Source organism: Microcoleus sp. B3-D7 (assembly GCF_036705305.1).
Taxonomy (GTDB): Bacteria; Cyanobacteriota; Cyanobacteriia; order Cyanobacteriales; family Microcoleaceae; genus Microcoleus.
In genome coordinates, this window is record NZ_JAUBUE010000050.1 from 18,157 (window position 1) to 38,862 (window position 20,706).

The 20,706-nt window shown below is 44.1% G+C and carries 12 protein-coding genes and 1 CRISPR repeat array (1 of these 13 only partly in view); of the genes, 4 read left to right on the forward strand and 8 right to left on the reverse strand.

What is annotated here, in order from left to right; translation table 11 throughout:
• Positions 1–1,672: a CRISPR direct-repeat array (repeat unit 36 nt; unit sequence CTCCCTACTTGTTGGGGAAACTAATTGAATGGAAAC) (it extends 937 nt beyond the left edge of the window).
• Between the two features lie 708 nt (positions 1,673–2,380).
• The gene (locus QUB25_RS24855) at positions 2,381–2,758 is read right to left on the reverse strand and encodes a hypothetical protein (RefSeq protein WP_333187231.1); all 378 of its coding nucleotides are present in this window, start codon (positions 2,756–2,758) and stop codon (positions 2,381–2,383) included.
• Between the two features lie 58 nt (positions 2,759–2,816).
• Here QUB25_RS24855 and QUB25_RS24860 point away from each other — a divergent pair, with 58 nt between their 5' ends.
• A complete protein-coding gene (locus QUB25_RS24860; RefSeq protein ID WP_333187234.1) occupies positions 2,817–3,710 on the forward strand; it encodes a DNA/RNA non-specific endonuclease in 894 nt (297 codons plus the stop codon).
• A gap of 389 nt (positions 3,711–4,099) precedes the next feature.
• On the opposite strand, the gene QUB25_RS24865 is transcribed toward QUB25_RS24860, so the two are convergent.
• The 5 genes from QUB25_RS24865 to QUB25_RS24885 form a co-directional block, all read right to left on the reverse strand.
• Entirely contained in the window at positions 4,100–4,495 is a 396-nt protein-coding gene (locus QUB25_RS24865; RefSeq protein WP_333187238.1) for a nuclease A inhibitor family protein, read from the reverse strand.
• 54 nt (positions 4,496–4,549) lie between these two features.
• Positions 4,550–4,915 carry a DUF4087 domain-containing protein gene (locus QUB25_RS24870; RefSeq protein ID WP_333187240.1) on the reverse strand — a complete coding sequence of 122 codons (366 nt, stop codon included), beginning with the start codon at positions 4,913–4,915 and terminating at the stop codon, positions 4,550–4,552.
• A gap of 172 nt (positions 4,916–5,087) precedes the next feature.
• The gene (locus QUB25_RS24875) at positions 5,088–6,086 is read right to left on the reverse strand and encodes a hypothetical protein (RefSeq protein ID WP_333187243.1); all 999 of its coding nucleotides are present in this window, start codon (positions 6,084–6,086) and stop codon (positions 5,088–5,090) included.
• 748 nt (positions 6,087–6,834) lie between these two features.
• Positions 6,835–7,035, reverse strand: coding sequence for a hypothetical protein (locus QUB25_RS24880; protein ID WP_333187246.1), 201 nt, complete (start codon positions 7,033–7,035; stop codon positions 6,835–6,837).
• 476 nt (positions 7,036–7,511) lie between these two features.
• Entirely contained in the window at positions 7,512–7,634 is a 123-nt protein-coding gene (locus tag QUB25_RS24885) for a hypothetical protein (RefSeq protein WP_333187248.1), read from the reverse strand.
• Positions 7,635–7,844: 210 nt separating this feature from the next.
• On the opposite strand from QUB25_RS24885, the gene QUB25_RS24890 reads away from it, so the two are divergent.
• Positions 7,845–11,345: a WD40 domain-containing protein gene (locus tag QUB25_RS24890; protein WP_333187251.1), complete on the forward strand. Its 3,501-nt coding sequence runs from the start codon at positions 7,845–7,847 to the stop codon at positions 11,343–11,345.
• A complete protein-coding gene (locus QUB25_RS24895) occupies positions 11,342–13,687 on the forward strand; it encodes a carotenoid oxygenase family protein (RefSeq protein ID WP_333187254.1) in 2,346 nt (781 codons plus the stop codon). Before QUB25_RS24890 ends, QUB25_RS24895 begins: the two co-directional genes overlap by 4 nt.
• 85 nt (positions 13,688–13,772) lie before the next feature.
• On the opposite strand, the gene QUB25_RS24900 is transcribed toward QUB25_RS24895, so the two are convergent.
• Positions 13,773–15,062 carry a glycoside hydrolase family protein gene (locus tag QUB25_RS24900; protein ID WP_333187257.1) on the reverse strand — a complete coding sequence of 430 codons (1,290 nt, stop codon included), beginning with the start codon at positions 15,060–15,062 and terminating at the stop codon, positions 13,773–13,775.
• 393 nt (positions 15,063–15,455) lie between these two features.
• Positions 15,456–20,126 carry an Hsp70 family protein gene (locus QUB25_RS24905; RefSeq protein ID WP_333187260.1) on the reverse strand — a complete coding sequence of 1,557 codons (4,671 nt, stop codon included), beginning with the start codon at positions 20,124–20,126 and terminating at the stop codon, positions 15,456–15,458.
• Between the two features lie 134 nt (positions 20,127–20,260).
• On the opposite strand from QUB25_RS24905, the gene QUB25_RS24910 reads away from it, so the two are divergent.
• Positions 20,261–20,449: a hypothetical protein gene (locus QUB25_RS24910; RefSeq protein ID WP_333187263.1), complete on the forward strand. Its 189-nt coding sequence runs from the start codon at positions 20,261–20,263 to the stop codon at positions 20,447–20,449.
• Positions 20,450–20,706: the final 257 nt, after the last annotated feature.

The following is a 20,706-nucleotide window of genomic DNA, read 5'->3' on the forward strand; positions in this document are numbered from 1 at the left end:
AATGGAAACGCTTGAGCCATCTGGATATCCTGGGCGCAAATATTTTACTCCCTACTTGTTGGGGAAACTAATTGAATGGAAACGCTGGACGAGATTGTTTCATTTATTACCGCAAAGATCTCCAACCTCCCTACTTGTTGGGGAAACTAATTGAATGGAAACGGACGTGCAGTAAATAGTTTCTCGTAAAGCTTTTTAATGCTCCCTACTTGTTGGGGAAACTAATTGAATGGAAACTCGAAAAAATTCTCAGTCAGGAGCCATTGACCGAATACGTGAGCCTCCCTACTTGTTGGGGAAACTAATTGAATGGAAACTTACTAAGACTGGTTTCATTTTCACTAATTTCTACGCGAACTCCCTACTTGTTGGGGAAACTAATTGAATGGAAACCTATCAAGTAGAAAACTTACATGATCTCTGTCGGCTCCCTACTTGTTGGGGAAACTAATTGAATGGAAACTTAAACTGTTCTTATAACTATCAACAGCTCACAACATTAAGACTCCCTACTTGTTGGGGAAACTAATTGAATGGAAACTTATGACCGTCTTCTACCAACAGAGCAACGAAGTCATCAGTCACAAATTTACCTCCCTACTTGTTGGGGAAACTAATTGAATGGAAACTAGATTCAGGGTGTGGTATTGCCGGCTTGCTCGCCTCCCTACTTGTTGGGGAAACTAATTGAATGGAAACTCATCGTGCCGTTGGTAAGCCTAGGGAAGAAATACTCTCCCTACTTGTTGGGGAAACTAATTGAATGGAAACAACTGAGGAATACGATACATAAAAATCCTTCGCTTCTCCCTACTTGTTGGGGAAACTAATTGAATGGAAACTCTATTTCCGTGCGAAGTTCGTCAACTTGATTGTTGTAACTCCCTACTTGTTGGGGAAACTAATTGAATGGAAACTTGCTTGAATCAAGAGCAATTGAATTTACAGCGGCGTTATTGGATGAACTCCCTACTTGTTGGGGAAACTAATTGAATGGAAACTGTCAACCGCTGTCACGATCCTTTTGACTAGACTCTCCCTACTTGTTGGGGAAACTAATTGAATGGAAACCATAATTTAGCTTGGGCTTGTGCTTTTACGTAATCAGCTCCCTACTTGTTGGGGAAACTAATTGAATGGAAACTAGGCTAGCTCCTCTACCGTCAGACCAAAAGGTTTGTTCTGTTTGGCCTCCCTACTTGTTGGGGAAACTAATTGAATGGAAACCAATTTCCGGGTGTGGCGTGTCGCTCTCGTTCCAAACTCCCTACTTGTTGGGGAAACTAATTGAATGGAAACTCTACTAATTTTACTAATGACTTTAGAGGTTCAATATTAGACTCCCTACTTGTTGGGGAAACTAATTGAATGGAAACTACTTACTTCCTCTCAGGCATTAAACATTTATCAGAACTCCCTACTTGTTGGGGAAACTAATTGAATGGAAACTAGAATTCTAAAACCTTTCTTTCTTCCCTTGCACAATTAATTCTCCCTACTTGTTGGGGAAACTAATTGAATGCAAACGGTAGTTTTGGATATAATTCTCTTTGTCTCTGATACACTCCCTACTTGTTGGGAAAACTAATTGAATGCAAACGAAAGTAGAGAAAGTCCTACATCTTCAACTTTTTGCCTCCCCACTCGGTGGGGAAACTAATTGAATGGAAACGCTAAAACAAAATTAGTGGAAGTCTTCTATTAATGCGACAGTTTAAGGGCAACCATAAATAGCTGTTGACAAAAGACTAGATTTCTAATAGCCTAGTTTTGGGGGGATGCCTTTAGGGGACGCCTCTACCGCATAGAATAACGTCTTTAAGGCATCGTCCTATCCCCCAGCCGAAGGGTTACGGCACTGTCTAGCAAGTTAACTTGTCACTTGCTAGAAATACATAGCTAAGACAAAGTGTGTCGAAGTCTTCTATTAATGCGGAATCGAAGGAGGCTTCGACTTCACACGACACCGCAAACAAAAATTAAAAAAGCAGAGCCTTCTGTAGTGCCAAAAGCTCTAAATTTTCAACCTCTGGAACACTCTAAAGACAAACTTTTACAACTCAAATTTCTGCAATTAATCCGAATTGCGAAGAATTAACAAGCACAAAAAAAAGCCCCATGATTGGGGCAGGTTTATTATATTGTTGGTTTCTGACATAGAGGGTTGATGAAACTCGCCCCTACGAGAATTGGAGCAGACACGATCGCTTATTTGGGAGTCACCAAAACCCAATCGTCCGCTGTTTTGACAATCTCAGAATTCTGCAAACCTAAATCTTTTAAAACTGGTTGAATGGAAACAACAGCTCGCAGCCACGGAAGTTAACGCTAAATACTCCCCACTCGTTGGGAAAACTAATTAAATGGAAACGGGCGATCATCAAAGTTCAAGAGATACCAGGTTTTCATTGCAAGCTCCCCCCTCGTTGGGAAAACTTCTGTTTCTTAACCCAGTCAGTTCCTCCGAGCGATCGCCACCTTCCGAGTACAGCGATCGTCCAATATCCACTTTCTTGCGCCCCGTCCTAGCTACCAGCACCGACAGCTTGCGGTGCAGAGTTTCGGACATATCTACAGTAAACCTGACCGTCGCTTCTTTATCGGGTGCTTGCAGTTTGCTCATCAGGCTGGGCTCCTTTGATTTAATGAAAACGGGTTCTGGTGCAGATACTTCCGGCTGCGATGTTGCGGTGGGCAATGCAGTTTGTGGTGTTAGTGATGCTGTGGGCGTTGGTGCTGGCAACACTAAGAGCTGCATTCATTGGATTATGCAGTGATAAGCTTGGCATAAACGATGAAAATAGGAGTGGCTGACAGTGAGGAAATTGTGGCAACGCGGGACGATCGCTCTGATTTTGATAGGGATTCTTAGCGGCTGCGATCTAAATGCGCCATCGCCACCGTCTCGGCTTCCTCAAATTGGTCGTGAGAAACCAAGAGCGCAGAAACCCACAGCGCAGCCACCGATCGCTTCGGCAACCAACAACCGCAACTTACTCCTGGGCAATCCCAGCAATGCAGCTCCCAGTGTTGCCAGTATCGACAACTATTTAATGGTGAAGCCCCAGTACGTGCTTTCCTATAACAGCAAAACTAAGACCGCCAATTGGGTATCGTGGCAACTGAACCGCTCTTGGATTGGAAGCGCCGATCGCAAAAATGATTTCAGACCCGACGATGCCATCCCGGAGGCTTGGTACAAAGTCCGTCCTAACGATTACATGGGAAGTGGCTACGACCGAGGACACATTGCACCCAGTTCCGATCGCACCCGCAACGAAGCCGATAACACCGCTACTTTCCTGATGACCAATATGATGCCCCAAGTCCCAGAACTCAACCGAGGTGTTTGGGGAGATTTGGAAGAGTATTGTCGAGAATTAGTGCAGCAAGGCAAGGAACTTTACATCGTAGCTGGGCCCGTGGGGAGGAAAGGCAGCATTGGCAAAAAGGAAAAGATTGCAGTGCCGGCTAAGAATTGGAAAATCATCGTAGTTCTCGATAAACAGGGATTGGGGATGCAGGGAATTGGCGCAAATACCAGGACGATCGCTGTGATGATGCCTAATGATGCCAACGTCAAGGGCAAGGGATGGAAAAGCTTTCGAGTTTCCGTGGCAAGAGTTGAGAAGGAAACAGGGCTTAACTTTTTATCTAATCTGTCGCCCCAGGTTCAGCAAGTTCTTGAAAGAAAAGTGGATGGTCAGTAAAAAAAATAAAAAACTTACTTTTTTGCTTGAGACTTTTAACCAACTGCATTAACATTCGCCATTAGGAATCCGTAACAACAAATCCATAAAAATGACTTGATTAACCAGTTAACTCTGACATTATATTCTCGATCAAGGAAAGACCAGAGGGGAGGAAAAACAATTAGGAACATAAGAAAGGAAGCTATAGCAGCTATTTGGTAGGGCTTTTTCTCTGTGTATGATAGGAATAAAGATGCTACTAGCATACCAAAACAGTAAATAGAAACAAGCCAACTAAATGCTTTGCCGGGAGTGTTCATACTACAACTTCTCTTTTTAACTCTAATTATGGTTATTATGTAACTCAATGATTAACAAACAATCATAGTTCACCCTGTCTGTTGCAATCAAGTCTCCACCAGTTTCGTAGACAGCCCCGCCAATCCGCCACCGTCCGTCACTCCAATGATGTAGACATCAATCTCAATGCTGCCAACTCGGTAAATCTGCAACTGGGAAAGGTTTTGCTTTAGGATGCTCACCAAGTTCTGAAAGCGCTCCGCCGTTTCCCGTTCCTCCTGGTCGTGCCAATCTTCTTCAGCAGTGGGGGTATTGAAGAACTCGTCCACACTTACTATTTCTACAGAAGCATTGGGTGGATGATTCGTCAGTTGCAGCAACTTCGTCGGGGTGAGTTCTCCTTGTGCGGGCCAGGTAACGACTTCAAAGGGAGAATCGGTTTCGCTGAGGAAGAGTAAGCCCTCGGAAGCTTGTTTGAGTTGGGTGGCGATCGAGTCGGTCATGGTGGCGGTGGTTCGTCAGTTTTACTGTAATTGTACAGTTGGTGCTGACTGAAACTAAGGAATTTTTGGCAAGTTCGGATCTTCGCGACAGGTTGAGAGCGGTAATGATTCGCCGCCTCGAATTTCGCTAATTCTCGATCGATCTTTATCTGTCACCACATCCATACAAGCACAACCATACCCATAATAACCATTCGTTTTGACGTACTCTTTCTCATTAGTAGGAAGATTATCGTCCATTCCTTTAGCTTCATACCCCCCTTGTCGCGAGATAATCCAGCTACCATCTTTGTCTATTAAATACCAATTTCGAGGCGTGGGATTGTACAACCACCCGCACCTAGTTTCAACTGCTTTAGCAGGAAGGGTCACGATAAAAAGAGATGAAATAATAACAGATATTAACAAGTTTTTCTTCATAAGTTTAAGTTTAGTTAGTTTTTAATCACTTATAGCCAATTCATCAAGAGTGAGTGATGCAAGTGCTGCCTCAGACAAATCTTCTATTCTTTGAGAAAGCTGGAGAAAAGGGTATTTTAGGACAGCCAAACTTTTTTGTTAGCTCGCTGCCCTCTACCTCTCAAATACACTGCTAAGCGACAACAATTGTTTGACCATTGGTTAAACGACTAAAGTCATAGTTTGTGTTACCAGCTATGAGTTCTTCAAACCCAAAAGTATTCATGATAATGCTATCCTTGGTGAAGTTTACCGCTGCTCCCGATATTCCAACGGTATAACTTCCTGACGTTAATTCCAATGCGTCTTTACCGTTTCCACCATCGAAATTACCGCTACCAAAACCCTTGAGATAGTCTTTACCATTTCCTAGAAATACACTACCAGTGCCATTAAAACCTCCCTCAACAATGATGGAGTCTTCACCATTTCCAGTTTTGATGATGCCGTTATTGTAGATGCCAATAGTGCCAGTGCCAGTTATTTTGTCGTTACCATCGCCAGTATCGATAGTGCTGCCGGAATAGTTGTAGATAGCCCAGCCGTCAGCGATCGTGCCAGTGATTTCGTCCTTACCAGCACCAGTATCCATCGTACCGACGTTAACGATGCCGTAGCCACCTGAGAAAGTGCCATTGCCAGTGATTTTATCATTACCATCGCCAGTATTGATGATGAAATAGTTTTCGAGACCATAACCGCCAGTACCAGTGATTGTGTCGCTGCCATTTCCAGTATCAATGATACTCTGATAGTTTACATTTATGCCAGAATGGAGAGCAGTACCAGTGATTTCGTCGTTACCATCACCAGTATTGATGGTGCCGAGTGAGATAAAGATGCCGTTGCTTGCTTGGCTAGTACCAATGATTATGTCGTTACCATCATCAGTATTGATGGTGCCAGAGTTGTAGATGTCACCCTTAGAAATGATTATGTCGTGACCAGCACCAGTATTGATGATGCCAGAGTTGAAGATGCCGTAGAGATCAGAGCCTGTGATAGTACCCGTGATTATGTCGTTGCCACCAAGAGTATTGGCGAGGCCAGTATTGACTATTGCATCCACCCCTGACGCTGGGACAACATCAGCTTGGTTGGTAAACGTTAGACTTGAAAGTTCGATCGCCATAGGAAAACCTCCGAATTCAGAAACAAATGAAAGAAGGTTAGATGTTACTGCTTATATTTGTATCCCAAGCCACAATCTTCTATTCTCTAGTGTTTTATTTCTTAACACAGTCAAAGCTATTTTGATGAGACAGCTTGCTGATACAGGTTTTCTAGGCTAAAAAAAATTAATAATTGACGGCAATTATTCGGACAGTGAACGGTTTCAACATTAGAAGATAAAATCACATATTCAGCTATAAACAAGCGTTTTGAATCTAAAGTCATGATTGATTACGCTTTGGTTTAACAGGATTTGAACAAATTGCCAGCCTAAACAGAGCCACGAACCTGCTATGTGTGTGACACCACCACATACATCGAACACAGTTTTCGGAGCAATCAGCTTAGAAAAAGTAGTAGGATTAATGACGCTTGCAGGGTCGATGGATGGCAAGGAATTTAAACTTTTCATTGAACAGTTTTTAGTGCGAAATTTAGGGAAAGGTGCAGTCGAAGTCATTTTATTAAAATTTTTACGTTGACTATTTGGAATTATGCAAAGTTCAGCATGGTTTCAAAATCTCCAGTTTATCTGGTAAAAACCACCGTTTCTGTTTTTATAAGGTTGAATCTTCAAAGATAACGGATGCAGTTTAAAGCATCCGTCATCTGAACAAGCTTCTGCCTTGTGACCCTGAAAACTTTGCTACTGATTGCACAGTGCTGTTTCGTGAGTTGTGCTGTTCTAACTCAAAATAGTGAACATCTTAACGTATCCAACCTCGAAGTTGGTAATCGGCATGAACTTTGCGGATGCGTTCAACTGTTTGACGATGGGCGAGAATTTCTGTGTTGTAATTTGAGTCTTTGCTACTTTGGCAAGTTTCCGTATTTTCCGGTCTAGGATTATCAATCACAGCAATAGCTAAACGTAAAAGCCGACTGATCTTATCAAAAGCTTGTACCATGATTTTTCTCCTGTATGAAATATTGGTATGTTCTTATCAAACTTGAAGCATCACTGACTTAAAGACTGAGAATGACTGAGTTGCTCTGCTATTTTCAAATTACCGCAAAAAATCGTACAGCAGTAGGCAAAACTGATTTGCTTATTCATCAAAGTTAGTGACTTGCCATCCCAAGGATTGAAAATGCTTGACAAAGTTAATCTGTGTAAACTCATACATTGTCCTGGCAATGTCATAGGTTGTAACGCCAAGGTTTGCAGTATCGTAAATTGTTAGTGAGCCAGTAAGTTTAAAAAAGCTAAGTTGCAAATGTAGTTCCGTTGTTAAAAACTCAATACGATCTGCATAAGAATCATACACAGAAGAAAAAGTACCTCATTATTAATATAATATTTGTGCAAATTTTCAAGCTGTAATGCCTTTTGTTTATGAATAACGAGCGAAGCTTACATTCATAGACAAAAGGCATACTTCATCTAGTTGACAACCTCATGCTCTGCTTGTGCCGGCTGACCGTTGATTACGATCGATCCGGCAACAAGCGTGGCAGAAGCACTGAGAACGAGAGCAGCAGATGCGAGTGCAAGAAACCGTTTCATACCATTAGTTCTCCTGAGTAGAAAGTTTTTAGATTTTTGCAGGAAGTTAGAAATCTAGTTTCAGCTTTCTGCAAATCGCCGTTGATTGGTATCGGTGGCAATAATTTAATGAAACATGACTGTTAACTGAGTTCGCGCCTGAGAATGACTGAGTTAGGCTGACTTTTGAGCGATTATCATCTAAAATTTGATCACATCAAAAACAAGAATATGCCACGATCGCTCAGGGTTCGCCAAGACTGTATCGGAAGGGTCAAATTATCGGTGAGACGAAACGGCTTTCCAAGCCAGCAAGCGCTAGCCGAGGAGCTGGGCTTAGCTCGTTCTACAGTCGTTAATTTCCTGACGGGTAAACCTGTTGATCGGGCAGTTTTTGAAGAAATATGTCTTAGGCTGTCTGTGGACAGTCAAGAGATTGCTGAAATGGATTTCGATCTTTCAGCAACTGGCAGCCAGAATTTAAGCATTAACGCTGTAAGAAGATCTAGAGACCTAAGAGGTGCTCCAGACGTTTCCTTTTTTTTCGGTAGAGAAGCGGAGCTAGCGACGTTGGAGCAGTGGGTTCTTCAGGAACAGTGCAAGCTAATTACGGTATTTGGGGTTGGAGGAATTGGTAAAACAACCTTGTCTGTTAAGCTAGCGCATCAAGTTGAAGAGAGCTTTGATTACGTGATCTGGCGATCGCTGCGAAACGCTCCCCCGTTAGACGCTCTCTTGGTAGATTTGATTCAGTTTCTGACTCCCACGCCAGTTGCTAAATTACCCGAAACACTAGATGGGCAGATTGCAAATTTTTTAGAATGCCTTCAGCAGCGATGCTTATTGGTTTTAGACAACTGCGAGACAATCCTTCAAGAAGGAGTTCAGGCAGGAGCATATAGAGTTGGGTATGAAAACTATGGCTCACTACTAAAGTGCATTGGCGAAACACATCATCAGAGTTGTGTCGTTCTGACTAGCCGAGAAAAGCCTGCTGAATTAGTTCAGCTAGAAGGATCTAACGCCCCTGTGCGATCTTTGCGACTGAATGGTTTGAGTGAAGTAGAAGGATACAAAGTTTTTGAGGTTCAAGGATATTCTGGCTCAGAAGCTGAATTAGAACCTCTGATTGGGCGGTATGGTGGTAATCCATTGGCCCTAAAAGTTATTTCCACGACTCTTCAAGAATTTTTCGACGGCAATGTTGCTGAACTACTAAGACAAGAAATCCTTTTCTTTGGAGATATCTGGAAGCTATTGAGTGAGCAGTTCAATCGACTGACTGCTGTAGAAAAACAGATCATGTATTGGCTAGCAATTGAGCGAGATTGGACATCGCTGAATGATCTGCGCGAGAACCTTTTTCCAACAGTGACAGCAAGAGAGCTACTGGAAGCACTCAATTCACTACAACGTCGTTCTCTGATTGAAAAACGCTTAGACTATTTTACACAGCAGCCCGTTGTGATGGAATACATCACAAATCATCTGCTTGAGCAAATTTTTCAGGAAATTAAAACGGGTCAAATTGCGCTACTCAATACTGTCGCTTTAATCAAAGCTCAGACCAGGGATTTTGTAAGAGAATCGCAAGTTCGATTGATTCTTGTACCCCTGATCAAGGAATTACAAAAGTATTTCAGAACAGAAACAGCCCTTCGTCAGCGATTAGATACCTCGTTAGAGGCAGTGCGGCATGAGGATGAACTGAAACTAGGCTATGCAACGGGTAACTTTCTCAATCTGTACCGTTTTCTAAATTTGAGCTTTTCAGGATATGACTTTTCCGAGTTAGTGGTTCGTCAAGCCTTTCTACAGGACATCGAGTTGCACGATGTGAATTTTTCGCACTCCGAGTTCATTGATTCGTCATTCACTCAAATTTTTGGTGGGATTCTCTCCATCCAGTTCAGCCCAGATGGGCTGACGCTAGCCACAAGCAGCACAAATTGCGAAATTCAAGTGTGGAGCGTAACAGATAGACAACGCCTCCTAACCCTTCAAGGACATACAAACTGGGTACGAAGAATTTCGTTTGACCCAACGGGCGCACTACTGGCTAGCGCAAGCGATGATGGAACCTTAAGAGTATGGGACTTATTTGAAGGAACGTGCAAAAATGTTCTCAGCGGGCATGGGGATAGTGTATACAGCGTTACGTTTAGTCCTGACGGTCAAGTCATTGCTAGTGCTAGCTATGATCGTGCTATCCGCTTATGGAATGCTAGTGACGGAACTTGTTTAGCCCTGCTCGAAGGTCATTCTGCTGGAGTTCTGGCTGCCAGCTTCAGTCCCTGCGGCAATCTTTTAGCAAGCGGTAGTTTTGACAACACGATCCGAATCTGGGATGCCCAAACGGGAGTTTGCCTTCAGATACTAACTGAGCATACCAACTGGGTGACAGGACTCAACTTCAGCCCCGATGGGCAATGGTTGGCAAGTCCAAGCTGCGATCGTACTATCCGTATTTGGCGAGTGGGTGACTGGCAATGCGTAAGGATTTTGGAAGGTCACACTGGATGGGTTTGGGGAATTTCCTGGAATTCGGATGGTCAGTTACTCACGAGCTGTAGTGCAGACTGCACCGCAAAAATCTGGGATGCTACAACAGGGGATTGCTTACGCTCGTTAGGGGGACACACAACCCAGATTTGGAGAGCAGTGTTTAGTCCTGATGGACAGAGTATTGCAACGGGTAGCGAAGATCAGACGATCTCGCTTTGGAATGTTGAGACAGGTCGTTGTTTAACAACTATAACTGGACACTCTAACTGGGTGCGTTCTCTGGTGTTAAGTCTAGACGGTCAGTTTTTTGCCACCGGGCACAAGGACAAAACCTTGCGAATTTGGAGTAGCGTTGACAATCAGTGCCAGGAGTTAAAAGCGCATGAAACCGGCATTTTGTCGTTAGCTTTCCATCCTGATAACAAACTGCTAGCCAGTGGCGGAATGGATAGCATAGTCAAGGTCTGGGACTGGCGACATAAAAAATGTGTCGCTGTCTTTGAAGGGCATAGTGATGAAGTATGGGGACTTGCGTTCAGCCCCGATGGAAAAACTCTTGCTAGTAGCAGCTTTGATCGAACAATCAAACTGTGGCGATTGCATACTAAGACGTGCTCTGCTACTTTGACTGGGCACAATGATCGCGTCCCCACAGTCGCCTTTCATCCTAGCCGTAGCATTCTTGCTAGCGGTAGCGATGACTGTACGATCAAACTGTGGAATGTTTCCACAGGAGAATGCTACGCCACCCTGACTGGACACAAAGCGCGAGTGGGCACGATTTCGTTCAACCGCAAAGGCGATCGACTCGTCAGCGCTAGCCTGGATCAAACGCTGAAAGTCTGGGATGTCGAGACGGGAGAATGTCTGCAAACGCTGCAAGGGCATCAAGGCTGGGTCATGGGAGCCGTATTTTTCTCTGATAATCAAACTGTTGCCAGCGCTAGTTCTGATCAATCGATTAAGGTTTGGAATAGTCAAACAGGACAGTGCTTAAATACGTTGAGGGGACATACCAATTGGGTTTGGGCTATTGCAGTTAGTCCTGATGACCGAAAGTTGATTAGTACCAGTGAAGATGAATCGATTCGGGTTTGGGATGTGGAGACAGGAGATTGTTTAGCAACGCTGAAGCCTAAACGTCCCTATGAAGGAATGCAAATCACCGGAGTCAGGGGCTTGACCTTGGCACAGGAAACAACACTAAGAGAACTTGGAGCAATATGAAGCGACGACAGGCGCAATTTGTTGGTGAGCCTTGTAGAAAAAACTTTGTGCCAAGGTCGGTCATCAAGACAAGCCGAGAAGAAATTACAGACTTGCCGCTGGCAGTTCGCAAGTACGTTAAAAACGCTCAAGGATATTGGGAACTAGCGGAGGAGGGAGATGCTGTTGAATTGCCTCCAGGATTGCATGGTTATGTTTTCGTTGTGGGTGCTTTGTTTCAAGCTGACGATCGACCTCAAGAAGACGGCACACCACTATACACGGGCGATGGGATGATCTACCGCTTAGGATTTGAGCATAATAAAGCAATTCTCAAAACCAGAATTACAAAAACGCCCTGCTACTACGCTGATATTGCAATTACCGGAGCGAGTGATAACACGGTATGGAAGCCTGAAACCACATTTTCTAAACGACATTGGCTGTGGTCATACTTTGCAGCTTTTCGCAATGGAGGTCCCAGTCGTTTCAGCTTGCTTCTAGGAGGGAGGAATCAACTTAACACTGCATTCCTTCGTGTTGGCGATCGCTTAATTGTCACAATCGATGCAGGTCGTCCCTATGAGGTTGATCCTGATTCCTTAGAACTGATTGCGCCAATCGGATCAACCGACCAGTGGCTGGGCATTCTGCCGATTGTTTCTCGCTTTGTTTCTTGGGTGGCTGGAAGCTATCCATTTGACGTTTATATTAACTCTGCTCATCCTGCTACTGACCTTACAAAAATTGATGGCATTACAGCATCAGAACCAGGGTTTTTTACCACCAATTACTCAACAGGATATAACGGGCTGTACCGAAGACCAGTGAACTGGATATTTGACCAAATCAATAAACTGCTCAAGGGAGAAGCGAACGCTAAGGAACAGTTCGGTCGGTTCACTGACTTGATCTACTATCGCTTTTGGGGTAACGGTTCAGAGTCTGACTACAAAGGAGAATCTTACGATAATGAAACCGATAAGCCTAAAGAACCTCGCTTGAAGCGTTGGCGGCTAGTTTTCGCAGACGGCCCGCAGAAAGACCAACCTATTATCGTTGAACAATCGCTTCATCAAATTGCAATCACAGAACGTTTTATCATCTTTGCTGATATTGCATTTAAGATGGAATTCTCGCAAATCTTTTCACCGTTTTTTGTAGGGTTTCTTAAGTTAAGCTTTTTTAGAAAATATTGGTCATTAGGTGCATTGGTTCGTGCAAAATTTCTACGAAATATTCTGCCTCTGCCTAAAGGAATTTTGTATGTTGTTGATAGAGAAGACATGAAAGAATATGATTTCTGCACAGCAAGTGAGCCACCCAAACCTCTGCCTGCAAAACAGATTATTATACCCTATGAAATTTCTCACTTTGCTGCTGATTACAGCAATACTGAAGGAAAAATTACACTTCATGTTGGTCATCCCAACGGTTGGGATGTAACGGAGTGGATCACAAGATACGATCGCTCTGTTCCAGGAAAACCATGCCTTCGGTCTGATTTAGAGGGAATGCAGGTTGGAACAACAGATCTTGGAGCGTTAGCAAAGTATGTAATTGATGGCAGTAGCGGTGAGATTGAGAAAATTCAAGTTCTTCGAGATGCTGAGGCAACTTGGTCTCCGTCAATCTACACTCATAGTGAACTTTGTCGTGATGACATAGACAACCAGGAAGCACAAGTTAAAAACATTTACTGGATCACTTGGGGGTTTAGTTGGGAGTTAGTTCCGCAGCAGCTTTATGATGTTTACAAATCCAGAGGATACAGGGCAATCCCAATCGAGAACCTCCCCGAACAGGATAAGCCTCTGACCTTGTTGCGACTCGATACTCAAACGATGACGATCGTAGACTCTTTTCAGTTTCCATCAGGATATTTTGCCTCTTCACCTCAATTCATTCCTAGCGCTGCACCGCTAGCTGGGAACGATCCATCTAAGCACGGTTTCATTGTTTGTACTGTCCTATCTGATAACCTAAACAACAAAAAAGAGTCTTGTGACGAATTTTGGATATTTCATGCTGACTGCTTTCAGAAGCCTATCTATCGTTTAAGTGCTCCGTCTGATTGCCAATCACTCAACTTGGCACTAACGCTACATACAACCTGGATGAAGGAGATTCGTAATGAAAGCCAGCAGAAACGATATTCTGACATAAATGTTCGCCAGAATCTACGCAGAGATTCTATTCATGAAGATTATCAAACTCGTTTGGATAACGCTAAGAGTGTTGTTCATGAGTTGTTCAATGATATCGTTTATGAGTATTTTGTTGAACAGCTTTCAGAAGTAGAAGCAACAGATCGGCTGCTACAAGAAAACTATCCCCTCGATAATCCTAAAGACTCCATTTAATCAGGGCTATCGTACAGGCAATGTTAAGGAGTCCATAGTTTGAGGGCAGAACGGCTCCACCCTCAAAAGGCTAGCTTTCAAGTATCTAGCGGATTCCCCAGTCTACAAATAGATCGCGAGGATCATATCGACGTAGAAGAGCAACTAAATTTTTCAATTCTGGTTCTGTTCCCACACAGACGCAGCCTGCGCTCCCTGGAGAACTACTCCGGTTCCAATCCATGTGGAAGCCAAAATTGTCACGATCGTCAGGTCGCGTCTTGATAAGAGGAACCCAAACTGGACCAATCCCGTTTGCCTCATGGAAATGTACATCTTTGTAGTTATCCTTGCCACCAGCAAAATCAATGTCTCCAATGGTATAGCGCGCTTGAGGAATAGGCTCAAGATTCATAGGGAAGCTCAGTGGATCTTCAGGAGATCTAAACTCCTGTGCTCCAGGTGCGCCTGAAATCACATCAAGCTCCGCGAGAACTCTTCCCTTTGGATCAACAAACTCTAGCAGCAACTTCTCAAGACCCGCATATGCCGTTGTACCAGTACGGGTCAAACGACAGTAAACTCGCTCCAACATCGGAGGAGGCACACGTCGCACAGCGTTCGTCAATGCCGTTGCCAAGGCTGCCTTTGTTTTGGGTCCAAACTTTCCATCTACTTCGAGATCGTTTTCGCCTTGGAACCATTTGATCGCCTCTTCAGTGACGGAAGTATACTTACCAGGCTGAATGCCATCGGCAAGGTATCCAAGCTTTCCTAATGCACAATTCAAAATGAAGCAATCTTCGCCAGAATTTCCAATGACCAAAGTGCGATTGATCTCTAGTGGAAGTTTTGGTTCCTGCCAAGGGGTGTCTGGAAATGTAGTATCTGGTGTGGGAGTAATAGTGCCAGGAAACCCATCTCGTCGAAATAGCGCTTCTTCTTTATTGCGACGAATGACCAATCCTGGAAGAACTTTGCCATCTCCATGAATCCAGCGAGCAAACTCGCGTGCGGCACCTTCATAGTCCTTGCTATTGAGTTTCTTCAGAAGTGTTGAACCCTTTAAGCCTTTAGTCTCAGTTCCCACGTTATATGCAAATGAAACTAGACCATCAAACATTCCTTGAGTCAAATCAACCTTGCACAGTGTGTTTACTGCATCTGCTTTCTCGTCTACTTCCACCTGCAACCACCGTGCAGCATCAGTTTTAGTAATTACATCTCCTCTTTTAACAGGTCTGCCCACATCAATGTGAAAAATTGAACCGTACCCGATCGTCCAGACTCCAACTGGATCAGCATATGCTTCAATGTTTCCATCTGGAAGCTTGCGGTACAAACCTTCTGATTCTTTGATAAGAGCCAAACAATCTTGACTGGGGTTCCGAGCCATAAATACTCCTTTTTGCAGGTAGCAAAACTTTGGGACACTTCCATCAAAATTTGCTGCTGCCTGAATTGAAGGCTGAGAATGGCTGACTTACAGAAATAGCATCCTTATAAAAGCGATTGTGCGCTCAGGTTTGTGGGGCGACAACATGGGGTATAGCCGAGATAGGCGCTTGCATAGGACACGACGTAAAAATCTTGGCTGGTTCAACTCTTACGGGCTACCCGTGGATTGCGGTTAGTGCGTCTTATCGGTTCGCTCAATCGCGGGATGGGTGCAGTTCGGGCGAGCGCGGGTCATCGTGGCTTTGGTTACAGCAACCTTGGCAACTGTCTTCGTCGATTGCGATTTCGATCGCCCTCAATCTCCTTCAACTTCCACCTGCAACTCATACACTTAGTTATTCAAGCGTTGTCGAATGCTCGTAGAAAGACGGCGTAAAATCTCAACCGGAATAGCGTAGAAAGACTGCTCACTGTAAAATTGCCCACTCTTGGGCTCCGGTCTTCGGTCTGTCCAAAATGTTAAAAGTCCTATAACCTCTCCTAACCGATTTAAAAGGGGAGCACCGCTGATTCCTCCTTGAAGTTGAATGCTGACCTCTAGCACTCGCTCAGTACAGAATTGATTCTGTCGGATTCGGTTAACCAGTCCAGTATTGCAATAAAGATTTTCTTCAAATCCACCACTTTCAGGAGATGGAAAACCAACCGTCATAATTCGTTCTCCTACCTCAACTAATTCCGAAAAACCTAATCGCAAAGGCACGATAGGTGACTGTTCTGATACTACTAAATCTAGAATTGCTACGTCATCTGCTCCCCAAGTAGGTAAATGAATGGCTGCAACTTGGCAACTACCTTCTTTTGTGACGACGCAAATAGCTTCTGGCGCCACACATTTTCCTGTTACTCGATCTATGAGAACGTGACGGTTTGTTGCCACCTGACTATAACCAATAGCAAAACCACTACCACTTGCAACAAGTCCTCCTAAATTGACTTGAATCCAAACAACTGAAGAGGCATAGATAGAAACTGAGCGATTGAGGTTTTCAAAATCGGGACTGTGAACTTTCAATTCTTCAGCGCGGTCTAGAAGTAGGGATGTATAAGCTTGATGTTGTCGGGAACGTGCTAAAATTTCTAGCTTCAATTCAAGCTGAGGTAAAGATAAGGGAGCATTGATTCGCTGAAATTGGGCGAGTGCTTCTGAGTAACGATTCAGGCTAATAAAGTATTGAGCGAGCGCTTCGGCATCTCCTTCAGGATTAATAGAGAGGTTCTCAATTGTACTCAGCCATTTGTGGTAAGTTGCAGAAATCTCTGTGATATTCAGCATAGCATCGCGGGCTCGCAGGAATAGTCGATCGCCCTCATCCACCAACTGTTGCACTTGATTTTCAAGTTCTGTAGAACGCCAATTGAATGAACTATAGCTCTGTAGCCAAGTTTGTATACTCCGGCTCAAAGTACCCCATTGATCTAGGGCAAGCCTTACTTTCATCTCTGCTTCACTGCGACCGCGATAAACCTCAAAAAAGACCTCATTATCTCTATCCGTTGGCAAATATTGCTCTCTGTACCGCTCATAAGAGCGAAGTCGTTCCTGTAAACGAACCGACAATCCAAGAATATCGGTCTGCTCTGCCTCACGAAGTATAACTGTCAATTCTGCCACAAGTTTTTCTAATCGTCCAAGCATTGTTTGATAAAGCTGCGAATCTCGAAATCTACCCTGAAGAGAAGCCGTTTGAGCAGGTGTCAATAGATGAGAATCGGCGATTGTAATGCTCTGTTGATTTCCAGTGGCAGCATCGCGGGCAGTTACAGTTAGCAGGCAATTAGCATCAATTTTAAACGTGACATCAATTTGGGGAACACCTGCTGCTGCCAAGGGAATGCCTTGCAGGATAAATTGTCCAATCTTGAAATTTTCTTCAGGAATCGGCGATTCTCCCTGAAAAACTTCAATTCGGACTTGAGTTTGATTATCTTCTATTGTTGTATAGCGTTGCGTTTTATCTGTAGGAATAGTGGTGTGTTTAGTAATGACTGAATCAAACTTGAATTGTCCTGGTTCAGTTTGGCATTTGATGCCAAGACTAAATGGTACAGCATCCAACAATAACCATCCGGGTAAAGCATCCATCAAAATAGCAGCTTGTAGGACGGCTCCCCGCGCCACCGCAGTTAGAGGATCGACATCTGAACCAGGTGTGAGTTTAAATACACTTTGAATACAGCGATGGACAGCAGGCATAATTGCTCCTCCGCCGATTAATAGAATGCGATCTGGTTTGTGAGTGATTTTTTGGCAGGCTGCTTGAATCCGTTCTAACCAAGATGATGCAAGATGTTCCAGCTCTGCTCGTGTTAAGGTCAACTCAACATTGCGATCGCCCACAAGTTGCGGTAAGTCGATTGTCCAACTATTGCAAGCAGAAAGTTCTATTTTTAGTTCTTCACAAGCTTGACGCAAACGAGTGGCGGCTTGACTATTGCTGTAAACTTCTTGCCCAGTTTCTGCTGCAATTACGCCTATAAAATGAGCATATAATAGCTCATCTAAATCGGCACTACCAAGGGTATTATCTCCCTCAATAGCCAGCACTTCAAAAACATTTTGATCTACTTCTATAATCGATAAGTCAAACGTACCTGCTCCTAAATCAGCAACTAGAATTGTTTCATTTTCCCTTTGTTGGCGAATTCCTTGAGCCAAACACGCTGCTGTTGGCTCGTGAATGAGCCGGATAATGTTGACATTTGCTAAGATTCCAGCCGTTCGGGTGGCTTGTTTCTGCGCGTCATTAAAGTAAGCTGGGACGGTAATCGCCACATTAGCTAATGGAATGCTCGGAGGATGCTTTCTCAGAAACTCTTTCACCCAATCTGAGGGTGGAGCTTGACCCATCACACGAATCGCTCGCGCAGAAACTTTTTCGCCAATTTTTTTATACAGATGCTCTCTGGCTAACTCACGGGTATGGTTAATGATGCGGGCAGCTATTTCTTCTGGACGATAATCCTGACCTCCTGCTCTAAATTTTCGCTCGGTTCCCATCTCCCGCTTAGCTTTAGTAATAATGGCACGAGGAGACTTGCCTAGTAATTCTAAGATTGATAAACCAATTAATTCCCGTCCTTGCTGGTCGATCGCAAAGACCGATGGAATTTGCCGCCGCCCCTGCCATTCTACGACCTCTGGCTCACAGCTCCGCTTGTTGTAGACACAGACTACGCTATTGCTTGTACCCAAATCCAGCCCAATTGCATCAATATAGTCTGCCAAAACTTCTCGGCTGGCAGCTTGTACCCAGGCAAATGCCTGGTCTTCAAATCTACGCCGATCCAGTACCTCAATCCCAGGAAGCTCGATTGCCACAATATCTAGCCACTTCTGCTCAACCAGATTGCGCTCTCCTAAATCTCGTATCCGACGCCATAACCGCGCTTTTTCATCGGTTGCTCGTTGAGGATCGCTGGCTTTTGCTGCACAAAGTTCTGCCAGTTGCTCGACTCGCCCTGCTTTTGTTAGTAATTCTTGAAAGCGGTCATCAAAAATCACTTGCTCATCACCAAGCTGTTGCCGACGCAATTGGGCTGCCCGCCAAAACTCTGTTGCCTGCTCGTACATAGCGATTGCCTGCTCCGTTTCTCCTAAACCCTCGTAGAGCAGCCCTGCCATGAAAAAGTCTCCTCCCTGTTCCAGAAGCTGTGCTTTTTTGAGAGGATTTGGAGCATCGGGCTCCGCAGCTTCCAAAGCTGAAAGAGCCTGACCAAACGCACTCGCTTTCTCGAACAATAAAGAGGCTGCAAAGTAATCTTGGGCTTTTTGGGCTTGCAATCCAGCTTCCAAATAATTTCCTGCTGCTTCTTCCAATAGGCTCCTTTGTTTAAAAATTGATGTTGCAGATAAACCTTCAGAAGCCCTTAATTCAGCTTCAAAAGCGGAACGGGCTGTTCTGACTACTTCCGATAACAAGTGTTGGGTGCGGTTAGCCTCAGCCTGTATGGTTGAATCTTGGGATTTGCTGCGCCAAGCATCTCCTACCGCTTTTAGCAAGCGAACAGCGGACAAAAATTCAAGACGTTCTAAGTGAAACCGGACTGCATTATCTATTGCCTCTCGAATCGATCTTATCCAGTCAGAACTAACAACAGGAGAGTGTTGGATCGCAAGGTCAAACTGTCCCAGTTGTTGGTAACAATTGCTAGTGCCTTCTGGGTTGTCTGCTTTCTGAAAGTGTAATAGAGCTTCTGCATGATTACCTTCCTCCCAGAAACTTTCAGCCACTTTTTGGTGCGCTAGGGCGATCGCCTCAGTATCTCCCCACTGCTGCGATAATGCCAGCATTCTGAGCGCAGCATTTTTACCTGTTACACACTGGAGATAGCAGATTGCACTGCGGTAGTCCAAAGCCGCTTCTGCCAATTCTGAGGCCCGTTCGTAATAACGCAGAACAGCATATACCTGGTGAATTTGAGGCAGGTCAGCAGGTTGAAATTGCGTGAAAAAGTCTCTCCAGGAATCAAGAAGCCCAAAAGAATGCTTTTCTAGAAAGATTTTAAGAATGGAGGTAAGTTCTGCTGAGGTGAGTAGCCCTTCATTTCGTAGCTCTAGCAGTCTGACCAATAGCGCATTAGTGTCGCCCAAGGAAGCCAGTTTTGTGCAAATCTGTTGCTGTACTTGTCGAATAGATGCCTGTTCATTTAACCGTTTGGAAAGTCGCCATGCTGCATTAAGACCCTGAGTTGTCTGAGGTGTTGTGTCTATCAGGATAGAAAGTGCTCGTCCAACTGGAATGGTTGATCTGAAAACTTGGTTATCAAAAAGCGGATCGAACCTGACCACAATCTGAATTACCGAGAGTGCATCGCATTGGCTAGCCAGAGACAAAGCTTTGGCATACGTCGTCCAAGCTTTGCCCCGATCTCGATCGTCCAATTGTTTTTGTAGCGTGGTACAAGTCCGGGCTAACCGTTCCCTCAATGCCCACAGCTTGTTCCAAAACCGCTTTAAGACTTGCAATATTCGGCGTATACTTAGATTCCAGTTAGCCATATACGATATCCGATGCGAGGATTTTAGTCATTATTAAATAAATAACTCTTAAAGTCAACTCATAAAATTCATAACTTTGACTTCAGAATAGTCATTTTTATCGGCAAAATAGATCTCTGAGGCTGAGATAATTATTGATTAAGCCTCGTTACGATTCCCGATTCTGCTCGTTGACTCCTGATGAACTGCTATTATTGCAAGAATTTAAAGATACAGCAATGAGGTCGTTCGCCATTCAGGATATGCCCCCTGATGATGCCCTCCAACAAACTGCTGAAAAGTTGCTGATTAAAGTGCAATCAAGGGCTTTGAAACTGAAGTAATTGTCGCTCGTGTCTCAGTAGTTTGCTGGGGCTTTCTGAAAGCATTGACCGCTTACACATCAGGTCGGGTTTAGAATGGATGAACTGACTAATTTTTCAAGTGAGACGTGGATTTTAATAAAGGCTAAAGGGGAAGGGAGGTATGTTGGCTCTCAAGTATAAACCAACAACCACAACCCATCCCCACAACCAAAACTCTCATTCTTGCAGGAGATTGCAGAAAAGCGTTATCAGTAAAAAATCAAGGGTCTTTTAGG

Bases quoted from the DNA above. Each gene is read 5' to 3' on its own strand.
- QUB25_RS24865 (WP_333187238.1), bottom strand. From the start codon at position 4,495: ATGACCGACTCGATCGCCACCCAACTCAAACAAGCTTCCGAGGGCTTA.
- QUB25_RS24895 (WP_333187254.1), top strand. From the start codon at position 11,342: ATGAAGCGACGACAGGCGCAATTTGTTGGTGAGCCTTGTAGAAAAAAC.
- QUB25_RS24905 (WP_333187260.1), bottom strand. From the start codon at position 20,126: ATGGCTAACTGGAATCTAAGTATACGCCGAATATTGCAAGTCTTAAAG.
- QUB25_RS24875 (WP_333187243.1), bottom strand. From the start codon at position 6,086: ATGGCGATCGAACTTTCAAGTCTAACGTTTACCAACCAAGCTGATGTT.
- QUB25_RS24885 (WP_333187248.1), bottom strand. From the start codon at position 7,634: ATGAAACGGTTTCTTGCACTCGCATCTGCTGCTCTCGTTCTCAGTGCT.
- QUB25_RS24890 (WP_333187251.1), top strand. From the start codon at position 7,845: ATGCCACGATCGCTCAGGGTTCGCCAAGACTGTATCGGAAGGGTCAAA.
- QUB25_RS24855 (WP_333187231.1), bottom strand. From the start codon at position 2,758: ATGCAGCTCTTAGTGTTGCCAGCACCAACGCCCACAGCATCACTAACA.
- QUB25_RS24900 (WP_333187257.1), bottom strand. From the start codon at position 15,062: ATGGCTCGGAACCCCAGTCAAGATTGTTTGGCTCTTATCAAAGAATCA.
- QUB25_RS24870 (WP_333187240.1), bottom strand. From the start codon at position 4,915: ATGAAGAAAAACTTGTTAATATCTGTTATTATTTCATCTCTTTTTATC.
- QUB25_RS24880 (WP_333187246.1), bottom strand. From the start codon at position 7,035: ATGGTACAAGCTTTTGATAAGATCAGTCGGCTTTTACGTTTAGCTATT.